Raw genomic sequence first — 13,286 nt, 5'->3', positions numbered from 1 at the left:
CCGCCTCGCACCTCACCTCCCGCCCAGTCGACCCCCATTGACCTCGGTGTACCTGGCCGCGATGCACACCGCCGGAGCGGATCGATCGCCTGGAACAGCTGCGCGCGGCACGTGGGACGGCCTTGCCGGCACCCCCGTCGAAGGTATTGACACGCTAATTGTGAGCGTTAACACTCATGCGCAGCAGGCGGCCGCAGCACCGACCTCGCAACCCGCCGGGCGAAGCCCAACAGCCCTTGTGCGCGGCGCCCTCATCTCTCACGGACCACGGAGTTCGCCATGCCGGTTCCCCCCTTAAGCCGCCGCGCCGTGATCAAGGCGACCGGCGTCGCGGCCGTGGCCGCGACTGTCGGCCCCGCACTGAACAGCGTCTCCGCCACGGCGCAGACGCCCCCGGTCAGGTCCGACGTCGGAGTGTCGACGTTCCCGTTCGACCTGGGTCAGGTCCAGCTCACCAGCAGCCGCTGGCTCGACAATCAGAACCGCACCCTGGCCTATCTCCGATTCATCGACGTCGACCGCCTGCTGTACAACTTCCGCGCCAACCACCGGCTCTCCACCAACGCCGCGGCCCCGACCGGAGGATGGGACGACCCGGCGTTCCCCTTCCGCACCCACGTGCAGGGCCACTTCCTCACGGCATGGGCCCAGGCCTACGCCGCGGTCGGGGACACCACCTGCCGCGACAAGGCCGACCGCATGGTGGCCGAACTCGCCAAGTGCCAAGCCAACAACTCCACCGCGGGCTTCTCCGCCGGCTACCTGTCGGGCTTCCCCGAGGCCGACTTCACCAGCCTCGAAGCAGGCACACTGAACAACGGCAACGTCCCGTACTACTGCGTCCACAAGACCATGGCCGGTCTGCTCGACGTGTGGCGCCTCATCGGCAACACGCAGGCCCGCGACGTGCTCCTCGCGCTCGCCGGCTGGGTCGACCGGCGCACCGCAGCGCTCAGCCAGAGCAAGATGCAGTCGTTGATGGGCGTCGAGTTCGGCGGCATGAACGAGGTGCTGGCCGACCTCCACCAACAGACCGGCGACGCACGCTGGCTGACCACCGCCCAGCGGTTCGACCACGCGGCGGTCTTCGACCCCCTCGCCGCGAACCTGGACCAGCTGAACGGTCTGCACGCCAACACGCAGGTGCCCAAGTGGATCGGAGCCGTCCGCGAGTACAAGGCCACCGGGACGACCCGCTACCGCGACATCGCCGCCAACGCGTGGACGATCTGCACCACCTCGCACACGTACGCCATCGGCGGCAACAGCCAGGCGGAACACTTCCGAGCCCCGAACGCCATCTCCGGCTTCCTCGTCCCCGACACCTGCGAGCTCTGCAACTCCTACAACATGCTCAAGCTGACCCGAGAACTGTGGCAGCTGGACCCCGGCCGGGCGTCGTACTTCGACTTCTACGAGAAGGCGCTGCTCAACCACGTCATCGGCGCCCAGAACCCGGCCGACCCCCACGGGCACGTCACCTACTTCACCCCCCTCAACCCGGGCGGCCGCCGTGGCAAGGGCCCGGCCTGGGGCGGCGGCACCTGGAGCACCGACTACGGCACGTTCTGGTGCTGCCAGGGAACGGGCATCGAGTCCAACACGAAGCTGATGGACTCCATCTACTTCCACGACGGCAGCACCACCCTCACCGTGAACCTGTTCCTCCCCTCCGTCCTGAGCTGGACCCAGCGAGGCATCACCGTCACCCAGACCACCTCCTACCCGGCAGACGACACCACGACGCTCAAGGTCACCGGCGGCGTCGGCGGGACCTGGTCGATGCGCGTCCGCATCCCCGGATGGACTTCGGGCGCCACCGTCAGTGTCAACGGCGTCGCCCAGACCGTCACGGCCAGTCCGGGCACCTACGCCACCCTCACCCGGTCCTGGGCCTCCGGCGACACCGTCACCCTGAAGCTCCCCATGCGCGTGGCCCTCCAGGCCGCCAACGACAACCCCGGTGTCGCGGCTATCACCTACGGCCCCGCCGTCCTCGCCGGCAACTACGGCAGCACCACGCTGTCCTCCCTCCCGGCCCTGGATCCCTCCTCGATCACCCTGACCAGCAGCACCGCCCTAGCCTTCACGGCCACCGCCAACGGAACGAAGGTCGACCTCGCCCCGTTCCACGACGCCCAGGGCTTCAACTACACCGTCTACTGGCGGACCGACAGTCCCGGCTTCCGTCTCGTCAACGCGGCCAGCGGACTCGTCCTCGGCATCCGGGACATGTCCACCGCCGACGGCGGCCTCGCTCTGCAGTGGACCGACTCCGGCACCACCGACCACAACTGGGTCCTCCTCGTCGACGGCGCCGCACTGCGGCTGCGCAACCTCAACAGCGGGAAGGTCCTCGGTGTGAAGGACATGTCCAGCGCCGACAACGCCCCGATCCTCCAGTGGACCGACACCGGCACCGCCGACCACCGGTGGACCGTCGTCGACGCCGGCAACGGGTACCACAAGCTTCGGAACGTCCACACCGGCAAGCTGCTCGGCATCGAAGGCGGCTCCACCGCCAACGGCGCCGCAGCCGTACAGGTGCCCGACACCGGCGCCCCCGCCGGCCAGTGGCAGTTCGTCCCCGACGGCGCCAGGCGCATCCAGAACGTCGCCAGCGGGCGGGTACTCGGTGTGCGGGACATGTCCACCGCCGACGGCGGCCTCGCCATCCAGTGGGACGACAACGGCACCGCCGACCATCTCTGGACGGCCGTAATCGACACCGGCGGCCACTTGCGCCTGCGCAACTCCCACAGCGGCAAGGTCCTCGCCGTGGAGAACGGCGACACCGCCAACGGCGCCCGGATCGTCCAGTGGGCGGACAACGGCGCCGCCGACCACCGGTGGCGCCTGCGCCACGGCGGCGGCGACACCTTCAGGATCCAGTGCGCCAACACCGGCCGCGTCCTCGGCGTCTCCGGCGCCTCCACCGCCCAGGGAGCACAGACCGTTCTCTGGGACGACAACGGCACCCGCGACCACCTGTGGCGATTCATCTGACCCGGCACCGAGTCCCCCGATCGCCACGGGCCGATCGCGGCGACGGGAAATCGAGTGGGAGGCGCTCCCGTCAGATCGGGCCGGCCTTGCCGGAAGCGCCCGCTGATCAGGCCGACGCGGGCAGATCGGGGGCGGACTCGCGCACGGTCAGGCGGGTCGGGAGGATCAGCGGGGTGGGGCGGTGTCCTTCGATGGCACTGACCAGCATCCTGGCCATCTCCTGGCCCAGCGCCCGCACCGGCTGATGGACCGTGGTCAGCGGCGGGCTGGTGTGCCGGGCGCTCGCAAGGTCGTTGAAGCCGATCACCGCGACGTCCTCGGGAACCCGGAGCCCCCGTTCCCGCAAGGTGCGCAGAGCGCCGATGGCCATCGCGTCGGAGGCCGCGAACACCGCGTCGGGATCGGGGTGCGCCCGGAGCAGTCGCTCCATCGCCTCCGCACCGCCGTCCTCGGTGAACTGCCCGGGCTCGACCCCGAGCAGCGGCAGGCCGGACAGCGTCAGACCGTCAATGAACCCCTCCTCCCGCGCGACGGAGGCCCTGGCGTCCACCTGTCCGGTGATCACGACGGGCCGTCGGCGGCCCATGCGCGCGAAGTGCTCGGCGGCCAGGCGGGCGCCGCCCCGGTTGTCGGCGTCCACGTACCAGGTGGGCTCGCCGGTGAGCGGGAGTCCGCCGAAGACGACGGGGAGATCGACCTCCTCGCCCAGGCGTCCCAGCGGATCGTCGCCCCGCAGCGCCATCAGCATGACGCCGTCGGCCCGGCGGGAGCGCAGCAACCGCTCGAACCTCTCCCGGCCGCGCGGGGTGTTGGCCAGCAGCAGGATCAGTTCCAGTTCGGTCTGCTCCAGCGCCGCGCTGACGCCGACGATGACCTCCGCGAAGAACGGGTCCGCGAACAGCCCCGGCTCGTCGCTGGAGACCGCCAGCACCACCGCTCCGACCCGGCGGGTCGCCAGGGCCTGCGCGGACGGATTGGGCACGAAATCCAGCTCGCGCACCGCCCGTTGGACCGCCTCCCGCTTGGCACGGCTGACATGCGGGGCGTTGTTGATCACCCGGGAGGCCGCCGTGCGCGACACGCCGGCTCGTGCGGCCACCTCGTCGAGAGTCGGCATGCGCTTGTGTGACGGCTCCATGGAAGAACTGCTCCTCGCGCTCACGCGGACGGCCAACAGCGGCCATGATTCCATGCGCCGTCCCGACTTCGGACCTGCGCGCGGATGATGCCGTTGGTCTCGATTTGGTAGCGCTTCCAACTTGTCGCGCCCCACCGGCGCCCAGCGGTACTTCCGTGTTCAACCTCTTGACACACCCTGACGACTCGCCCAATCATCCCATCAGCGCTGTCCCACCCCTCATCAAAACTGGAAGCGCTTCCACTTCCCCACCCCACCGGAGGAAGAACCATGCGCAAGCCCGTCCGAGCCACATCCGCCCTGCTGGCCGGTGTCCTCGCCGCCGGCCGCGCCGTGATCAACGCGGGCCCGGCGTACGCCGCCGACCCGACCACCATGACCAGCGGCTTCTACGCCGACCCCGACAACTCCGCCCTGCGGTGGACCAACGCGAACCCCGGCGACGGGCGGGCGGCGGCGATCCGGACGTCCATCGCCAACACCCCGGCAGCCCGCTGGTTCGGGAACTGGAGCGGCGACATCGGCACGGCAACCGGCGCCTACGTCGGCCGCGCGGACTCCTACGACAAGCTGCCGATCCTGGTCGCGTACAACATCCCCCACCGGGACATCTGCGCCGGTCACTCCGGCGGCGGCGCGGGGAGCCGCGCCGCGTACGACGCCTGGATCGCCGCCTTCGCCAGTGGCATCGGCAGCCGCCCGGCCGGAACACCTCCTACGGCAATGCGGTCAACTCCGCCCTGGGCTCATACGGCTACACCAAGCCGTTCGTCGTCGACACCAGCCGCAACGGCAACGGTTCCAACGGCCAGTGGTGCAACCCCGCAGGCCGCCGGATCGGCACTCCCAGCCAGCGCGGCGGCGGTGCCGAGATGTTGCTGTGGATCAAGGTCCCCGGCGAGTCCGACGGCAACTGCGGCGTCGGGGCCGGCTCCTCGGCCGGGCAGTTCCTGCCGGAGGTCGCCTACAAGATGATCTACGGCTACTGACCCCCCTTCCCTCGCCGAAGGCCGAACCCCTACCGAAGGAACCCCGTGCGCATCCCCCTGCACCGATTAGCCCTGGCAGCGAGCGCGCTCGCGCTGCTCCTCGGCGCCGCCGCCCCGGCCTCTGCCGAGGCGAGCTCCGCGCCGGCCTCCCACACGCTTCCCACGAACACCCGCTTCTACGTCGATCCCGACAGCGACGCAGCCCACCAGGCCGTCACCGACTTCCTTCACCGGGACTTCGAGGGCGCCAAGTCCATGGCGAAGCTGGCTAGTTGGCCAGAGGCTGCCTGGTTCACCGACGGCACCCCGGAGCAGGTCGAATCCCGCGTACGCGACCTGGTGCGCCGAGCCGAGCGAACCCGGACGGTTCCCGTCCTGGTGGCCTACAACATCCCGCTGCGCGACTGCTCCCAGTACTCCTCCGGCGGTGCGCAGTCGGACGCCGAGTACCAGGCCTGGATCAGCGCCTTCGCCCGGGGGCTCGGCCGCAGCAAGGCCGTCGTCATTCTCGAACCGGACGGGCTGGCCAACCTCCCCTCCAACTGCGGTCCCGGCAGCGACCCCACCGGCGCGATCACCACAGGACGCTTCGCCGACCACGCGATCGACGCCCTGGGGCGGCAGCCGAACAGCGTCGTCTACCTGGACGCCGGCAACAGCCACTGGCGCAGCGTCGGCGACATCGCACAACGCCTCCTCCAAGCCGGCGTCACCCGCACCCAAGGCTTCTCGCTGAACGTCTCCAACTATCTGGCCACCGACCTGTCCACCCACTACGGCACCTGGGTCTCCCAGTGCCTGTGGTTCGCCACCAAGGGCCCGGACTGGGCCAGGGGGCACGCCGACTGGTGCGCGAGCCAGTACTACTCACCCGCAGCACCGAACGACGGGCAGCCGGGAAACTCCGTGAACGTGGACGATCCGTCCACGTGGCACTGGACCGACCGCTGGTTCCAGCAGAACGTCGGTACCCCGCCCACGCAGGAGCTCACCCACCTGGTCGTCGACACGAGCCGCAACGGCCAGGGCGCCTGGACCCCGCCCGCGGGCAAGTACAGCGGCGACCCGCAAACCTGGTGCAACGCCCCGGGTCGCGGCGTCGGCGACCGGCCGACCGCGAACACCGGCGTCCCGCTCGTCGACGCCTACCTGTGGATCAAGACGGTTGGTCAGTCCGACGGCCAGTGCAACCGCGGCATCCCGGGCGGCACCATCGACCCGGAGTACGGCATCGTCGATCCCGCGGCCGGCGTGTGGTGGCCGGAGCAGGCCAAGTCCCTCGTCCGGAACGCCAACCCCGCACTGGGGTTCAACACGGGCGTGCGCTGACCTAGGCCGCCGTGACCAGGCCGCCATTACCGGCGATGCCGACTGAAGGAAATGCTCTTTTACAGCTTTCCGCTACAGATCCCGCTTTGAACGGTCCTCATCGAAATACTTTCGATGAGGACCGTTCAATGAATAGGGGACTACAAGCTCCCCCGAGAGACAGATTCTCGAAATGTTTTCGAAACTCTTGACTTGTTTCGGCGGGGTTTCCAGACTCATGGCCGAGGCGGTGTGGCCCGTCCGTGTCCGGTTCCGGGCGCCGTCCTCGGATCTCTACGCGCTCACGAGCGTCCCTTTCCCATGGACGCGGGCGTCGTTCACGCGGATTCACCATGCCGCGATCCAACCCTTCCGTGACTTCTTTCTGGAGGCTCATTCATGGGCTCACAAGCCATTCCCCCACCCACCGTCCGCCGGAAGACCGGCGGCCTGTGTGCGGCCCTGGTCGTCGGCGTCCTCGGTGCGGCCGCCGCGCTGGTGGCGCCGACGTCACACGCCGCCGAGAGCACGCTCGGCAGCGCGGCGGCGCAGAGCGGCCGGTACTTCGGTACCGCCATCGCCTCGGGCAGGCTGGGCGACTCGGCGTACACGACGATCGCCGGCCGCGAGTTCAACTCGGTGACGCCCGAGAACGAGATGAAGATCGACGCCACCGAACCCCAGCGTGGCCAGTTCAACTTCGCCGCGGGTGACCGCGTCTACAACTGGGCGGTGCAGAACGGCAAGCAGGTGCGCGGCCACACCCTGGCCTGGCACTCCCAGCAGCCCGGCTGGATGCAGAGCCTCAGCGGCAGCACGCTGCGCCAGGCGATGACCAACCACATCAATGGCGTGATGGCCCACTACAAGGGCAAGATCGGCCAGTGGGACGTCGTGAACGAGGCCTTCGAGGACGGCACTTCAGGAGCCCGGCGCGACTCCAACCTGCAGCGCACCGGCAACGACTGGATCGAAGTCGCCTTCCGCACCGCGCGCGCCGCCGACCCGGCCGCCAAGCTCTGCTACAACGACTACAACGTCGAGAACTGGACCTGGGCCAAAACCCAGGCCATGTACGCCATGGTCCGGGACTTCAAGCAGCGCGGCGTACCGATCGACTGCGTCGGCTTCCAGTCGCACTTCAACAGCGACAGCCCCTGCAACAGCAACTTCCGTACCACCCTGCAGAGTTTCGCCGCCCTCGGCGTCGATGTGGCCGTCACGGAGCTCGACATCCAGGGCGCCTCGGGCACGACCTACGCCAACGTGACCAACGACTGCCTGGCCGTCCCGCGCTGCCTCGGCATCACCGTCTGGGGGGTGCGCGACACCGACTCCTGGCGACCGGAGCACTCGCCGCTGCTGTTCAACGGTGACGGCAGCAAGAAGGCCGCCTACTCCTCCGTCCTCAACGCACTCAACGCCGGATCCTCTACTCCCACTCCGACCCCTTCGCCCGGTTCTGGACAGATCAAGGGCGTCGGGTCGGGCCGCTGCCTGGACGTGCCCGGTGCCAGCACCACCGACGGCACCCAGCTCAACCTGTGGGACTGCAACAACCGCACCAACCAGCAGTGGTCGCACACCGCCGCAGGCGAGCTCAGGGTCTACGGCAACAAGTGCCTGGACGCCGCCGGCACCGGCAGCGGCACCAAGGTCCAGATCTACAGCTGCTGGGGTGGCGACAACCAGAAATGGCGCCTCAACTCCGACGGATCCATCGTCGGAGTCCAGTCCGGCCTCTGCCTCGACGCCGCCGGCAACAACACCGCCAACGGCACCCTGATCCAGCTCTACTCCTGCTCGAACGGCAGCAACCAGCGCTGGACCCGCACCTGACGACCTGCCCTGGCCAAGGGGCACAGTTCCCGTAGTGACACGCCCCGCACCATGGAGTGGAGCCAGGATGATCCTGGCTCCACTCCGTCGTCTGTCCGACGCGCTCCGCCCTCTGCACCTGGTCGGCGGGCGGACGGAGCATGACGAGCTTTCAGGAGCAGAGTGCACCGCCCAGCGTGTAGCGCGCCGGGATCGCGTTGGTACCCGAGTACGTCGCCTGGAAGCCGAAGCTCACGCTGCCGCCGGGTGCCAGCGTGCCGTTCCACCCGGCGTCCCGGGCGGTGACCGTGCTGCCCGACTGGCTCACCGTGGCGTTCCAGGCGTTGCTGATCCGCTGATCACCCGCGAAGCTCCAGCCGAGGGTCCACCCGGAGATCGCCGAGGTTCCGTTGTTCTTCACGGTCACCGTCGCCGTGAAGCCGTTGCCCCAGGCGTTGTCGATCCGGTACGCCACCGTGCAGGAGGCCGCCGACGCCTCGTCGTCCGCCTCCGTCGCTGTGAACGTCGCCGACTGCACGCCAGGACCACCGGCCGTGAAGTTCCCGCTGCCCGGGGACCCGTCGGCATCCTGCGCGGCCAGGACCGTAACCTCCTGCGCCGTCGCCCAGTTGGCCGGGGTGAACACCAAGGTCGCGGCTGCCGACAGGTCCTCGTCGCCGGAGTTCCGGGCCACCGTCACCGTGACGTTCTGCTCGGGCGCGGCCGAGAGCCGCACGCCCACCGGCGCCGAACCGCCCTCCGGGACCGTCACGGCCGCCGGTGCCACCTGGACCACGGGCACCGCCGGAGCGCTGCGCCGCTCAGCCGCGAAGGCCGCCAGCCAGGCCAGCGAGGCGTTCCAGTTGATGGCCACCTCGTTGGTGGAGTACGAGCCGATGTCGTCCCCGTAGCACGCCGCCGGTGCGCAGCCCGCGAGCTTCTCCTTGGCCACCGGGTCCTCCAGCCCCGCGTTCGGTCCGCCCGCGAAGGATCCGGCCGGCGGGTGCGGTAGCGAGGCGTCGTTCTGGTGTGCCCAGAACCGGTGGTGCTGGTTCGCGGAGTAACGATCGCCGTAGCCGGTGACGTAGGAGAGGTCGAGTGCGTTCCGGCCGAGCAGGTAGTCCAGGGACTCCAACGCTCCTGCCCGATAGCGTTGTTGCCCGGTGATCTCGTATGCGACGGCCAGCACGATCGCGTTGTTGGTGACGGAGCTGTTGGAGCCCCACACGTATGGCCATCGGCGGCCGTGGTCAGCAGGCCGCGCAGCCGGGCCACATCGGCGGCGGGCAGGGCCACGCCGGGGACGGTGGCGAGGGTGATCCGGCCGGGCGTCGCGGTGCCGCCCCACCAGAATCCGTCGACGGGCTTGGTGTGGTGCGCAGAGGAGGTGACGGCGTCCCGGTACTGCGACTCGCCGGTGGTGGCCAGGAGTTCCGCCGCCGCCCAGTAGAACTCGTCGGAGACGTCTGCGTCCTCGTACGCACCGCCGCCGATGTTGTCGGGCGCGAGAGCAAGCACGTTCGGGTTGGCCTTGGCAGCCGTCCAGGCGCGGCGGGCCGCGTCCAGGCAGCGCGCGGCGAACGCGGCGTCGTAGGGCGCGTACGCCCGGGCACACTGCGCGGCCGAGGCCGCCAGGTTCAGCGTCGCGGCGGTCGACGGCTTGTGCAGCTCACGTTGCTCGGAGTCGAGTTCGGGCCGGGTCGGCAGGGCAGTCCACTTGGCGTCGTGCATCTTGTGGAAGGCCATCCCGGCCATCGGCTTCCCGGCCGGAACCTGCATCCGCAGCAGGAACTCCAGCTCCCAGCGGGCCTCGTCCAGCACGTCCGGCGTCCCGTTGCCGCGCTCCGGCACCCGCAGCGTCGCGTCGCCGAGCACCGCGTCCCCGCCCGAACGGCGGGCCCTTTCGAAGGAGTTGATCATTTCCCAGACGGAGATTCCCCCGTTGACCACGTACTTGCCCTGGTCGCCCGCGTCGTACCAGCCACCGCGCACGTCCAGTTGGTAGTCGCACACCCCGGCCTGACAGGGGACGCTGGTGTCGCCCTTGTTCGGGGCGACGCCCAAGTGCCCGGCGGGTCGGGCGTAGGCGCTGCCGCCCGCCAGAGCCGCGTCGATCGCGATACCGCTGCGCTGCTGGTAGAAGAACGACATGCTGTCGGCGCGCAGTCCGTCGTACAGCGATGCGGAGATGTCGAAGGGGTGGCTGGTCTGGCCGTCGACGACCAGGTGAAGCCAGTGCCGGTGCCGGTGTGCGCGCCGAAGTCCACCAGGTGCGTGGACTGGCCGGACGCCTGGTCGGACCCGCGCACCGTGGTGGCACCCGAGGCGGCCACCGTGCCGGAGGCGTCGCGCAGTTGCCAGGTGAGTGGGGCGGTCGCGGAGCTGGCCACCGTGGCCCGCTTGGGGCCGTCGGGCAGGTAGCCGAGCTGGTTGACCCGTACAGGTGTGCCGGCAGCGGCTGCCACGGTGGCGGCAGCCGCGACCGGAACGGTCAGGGCGGTCGTGGACAGGACGCCGACGGCCATCGCGAGGCCGGCGAGCACGGCGGCCGCGCGACGTGGCACGCCGCGGGCGGAGGTGACAGGAGGCACGGTGAAGCCTTCCTCGGGGGGGCTCAGAGTGGGAGCGCTCCCACTCAAGCCAGGCGCCTGACGTGGAAGTCAAGCGGCCCACCTGAACCGGTAGTTGACCGTCCCTTGCCCGAGAACGGGCCAACCACCACCACAGCTTCGGCAGAGGGTGGACGCAATTGATCCGTCCCGCGCCGCCGCAGCAAGTGACGGCGAGACGATGCGCGGCTTCAGACGCTCGGAGCGTGAGGGACGTTGCCGTAATAGGCGTCCGGTCCGTGCTTGCGGGTAAAGTGCCGCTCCAGCAGGTGCTTCGGCGGTTCGGAGGCTTCCCCGAAGCGGGACCCCAGCGCCAGCGTGTGCAGCGCCATCTCCGCCACGGCCTCGCAGACGACGGCGTTCTCCAGCGCCGCCTTCGCGGTGACACCCCAGGTGAAGGGTCCGTGTCGCGAGACGAGCGCTCCGGGAACCTCGTCGGCCCGCCGGGGGTCGCCGTCGAGCCGGGCGACGATCACCTGTCCGGTGTTGTACTCGTAGTCCCGCGCGCACTGTTCGGCGGTGAGGTCCTCCGTCACGGGGACGGGCCCGTTGAAGGTGTCGGCGTGCGTCGTGCCGAGTACGGGGATCGGGCGGCGCGCCTGGGCGAAGGCGACGGCGTGCGTCGAGTGCGTGTGGGTGACGCCGCCGATGGAGGGGAAGGCCCGGTAGAGGCACCGATGGGTTTCGGTGTCGGTGGACGGCCTGAGGTGTCCCTCGACGACCCGCCCGTCCTCCAGTGCCACCACCACCAGGTCCTCCTCGGTGAGGTCGGCGTAGGAGACCCCGGACGGCTTGATGACGAAGACGCCGGCGTCTCGGTCCACTCCGCTGACGTTTCCCCAGGTGAGGGTGGCCAGACCGGCCTCCGGGATGCGCAGGTTCGCCGCGAGGACCTCGCGACGGAGGTCCTTGAGGAAGGTCTCGCTCACTGCACTCTCACCGTCTCTCCGGCATGCGCGGCGGGCTCCTCCGGGACCGGCGTCCGGCAGGCCCCGCGGCCGCGCATGAGTGGGCTGGACTGATCGGGGGCGGCTCCAGGCATCGCAGCTGACCTACCTCAGCCGCCCCGATCAGATTGTGAGCGCTAACAAGCAGCAATCTCAATAGGTACGAGAAGATTCCTGACCACAACATGCGATCAGCGCTGCATAATGTGAACGCCAACATCTATACCTGGTCGACAATCTTCCGGTCGGTTCGAGATGTGTGCGGACCGAAGCCGGTTCGGTATCTTGAGGGAAGGCCGCTCGATGAGGAAAGGAAGAGAGTTGACCCAGCTCCCAGACGTCTCGCGAGCGCCCACGATGACGGACGTCGCGCGCGTCGCCGGCGTGTCCCATCAGACCGTTTCACGGGTGCTCAGCGACCACCCGAACGTCAGCGCCAAGACCCGGGCCGCGGTGACTCAGGTCATCGAGCAGCTGGGGTACCGCCGCAACTCGGCGGCCCGGGCTCTGGCCACCCGCCGGACCCACACGCTGGGCGTCATCGCGGTGAACACCACTCTGCACGGGCCCGCCAGCACCGTGGCGGGAGTGCAGGAGGCCGCTCGGGACCGCGGCTACCTGACATCCGCCGTCACGCTTCGGACCGCCACGCAGACAGCCCTCGCGGAAGCCATGCAGCACCTCGCCGGATGGGGCGTGGAGGGCATCGTCGCCGTCACTCCGCAACGCGCCGCGGTGCGCGCCCTGGCGGCATTGGAGGCACCGTGCCCCGTGGTCACCGTGGAAGGCGGCCACACCCTCGACCTGCCGGGGGTGTCGCTGGACCAGAACCTCGGCGCCCGCATGATCACGGAGCACCTTCTCGCGTCGGGCCACGCCACGGTGTGGCACGTGGCGGGCCCCCCCGACTGGCTCGAGAGCGAGGCCCGCACACAGGGGTGGGAGGACGCGCTGCGCGATGCCGGCGCCGAGGTGCCGCCCGTGCTGCGCGGCGACTGGAGTCCGCTGTCGGGATACCAGGCCGGCCAGCAGCTGGCGGGACGGGTCCTGGCATCACGAGGGCAGGGAGCCGGCCTCACCGCGGTGTTCGTCGCCAACGACCAGATGGCCCTCGGTGTCCTACGGGCCCTGCGAGAAGCGGGCCTGCGGACGCCCGAGGACGTGGCGGTCGCCGGCTTCGACGACATCCCCGAGGCGGAGTTCTTCCCGCCCCCGCTGACGACGATCCGCCAGGACTTCGCCTCGCTCGGCCGCGACAGCATCGGGCTGCTCCTGGACCACATCGAGGGCAGGACCGACGAGTCGACCCACCTGGTGGTGGCGCCCGAGCTCATCGTGCGCGCCAGCACGGCCCGCAGGATCGCTCCCCCCGGCGAATGACCCCCACGTGCCCGGCGGTTGACCCCTCTCGCAGGAGGCCGGGCCCCGGGGGCACCTTCGTACGCGGGAAACCGGGCACAGGCACCAAAGC

6 protein-coding genes and 2 pseudogenes are annotated in these 13,286 nt (G+C 69.8%); 5 read left to right on the top strand and 3 right to left on the bottom strand.

Annotation, left to right across the window (positions count from 1 at the left end):
* Nucleotides 1–279 precede the first annotated feature (279 nt).
* A complete protein-coding gene (locus AB0M76_RS06710) occupies nucleotides 280–3,006 on the top strand; it encodes a beta-L-arabinofuranosidase domain-containing protein (protein WP_365951853.1) in 2,727 nt (908 codons plus the stop codon).
* A gap of 106 nt (nucleotides 3,007–3,112) precedes the next feature.
* Here AB0M76_RS06710 and AB0M76_RS06705 read toward each other — a convergent pair whose 3' ends face one another.
* Entirely contained in the window at nucleotides 3,113–4,144 is a 1,032-nt protein-coding gene (locus AB0M76_RS06705; RefSeq protein WP_365951852.1) for a LacI family DNA-binding transcriptional regulator, read from the bottom strand.
* Nucleotides 4,145–4,414: 270 nt separating this feature from the next.
* Between AB0M76_RS06705 and AB0M76_RS06700 the strand changes: the two are divergent.
* From AB0M76_RS06700 to AB0M76_RS06690, 3 genes and pseudogenes are all read left to right on the top strand, one after another.
* Nucleotides 4,415–5,133, top strand: a pseudogene (locus tag AB0M76_RS06700) (glycoside hydrolase family 6 protein).
* A 45-nt stretch (nucleotides 5,134–5,178) separates the two neighbouring features.
* Entirely contained in the window at nucleotides 5,179–6,462 is a 1,284-nt protein-coding gene (locus AB0M76_RS06695) for a glycoside hydrolase family 6 protein (protein ID WP_365951851.1), read from the top strand.
* Between the two features lie 378 nt (nucleotides 6,463–6,840).
* Entirely contained in the window at nucleotides 6,841–8,280 is a 1,440-nt protein-coding gene (locus AB0M76_RS06690; protein ID WP_365951850.1) for an endo-1,4-beta-xylanase, read from the top strand.
* Between the two features lie 151 nt (nucleotides 8,281–8,431).
* On the opposite strand, the pseudogene AB0M76_RS06685 reads toward AB0M76_RS06690, so the two are convergent.
* Nucleotides 8,432–10,850: pseudogene (locus tag AB0M76_RS06685) on the bottom strand (glycoside hydrolase family 9 protein).
* A 209-nt stretch (nucleotides 10,851–11,059) separates the two neighbouring features.
* Nucleotides 11,060–11,797: an L-ribulose-5-phosphate 4-epimerase AraD gene (araD, locus tag AB0M76_RS06680; RefSeq protein WP_365951849.1), complete on the bottom strand. Its 738-nt coding sequence runs from the start codon at nucleotides 11,795–11,797 to the stop codon at nucleotides 11,060–11,062.
* 339 nt (nucleotides 11,798–12,136) lie between these two features.
* Here araD and AB0M76_RS06675 point away from each other — a divergent pair, with 339 nt between their 5' ends.
* Complete coding sequence (locus tag AB0M76_RS06675; protein ID WP_112447253.1) at nucleotides 12,137–13,195, top strand: LacI family DNA-binding transcriptional regulator; 1,059 nt, start codon at nucleotides 12,137–12,139, stop codon at nucleotides 13,193–13,195.
* Nucleotides 13,196–13,286 lie beyond the last annotated feature (91 nt).

It is taken from the genome of Streptomyces sp. NPDC051364, from assembly GCF_040682115.1.
Taxonomy (GTDB): Bacteria; Actinomycetota; Actinomycetes; order Streptomycetales; family Streptomycetaceae; genus Streptomyces.
This window is presented reverse-complemented; position numbering and strand designations above follow the sequence as displayed.

Coding starts and splice junctions, on each gene's coding strand:
- AB0M76_RS06690 (WP_365951850.1), top strand. CDS start 6,841: ATGGGCTCACAAGCCATTCCCCCACCCACCGTCCGCCGGAAGACCGGC.
- AB0M76_RS06705 (WP_365951852.1), bottom strand. CDS start 4,144: ATGGAGCCGTCACACAAGCGCATGCCGACTCTCGACGAGGTGGCCGCA.
- AB0M76_RS06710 (WP_365951853.1), top strand. CDS start 280: ATGCCGGTTCCCCCCTTAAGCCGCCGCGCCGTGATCAAGGCGACCGGC.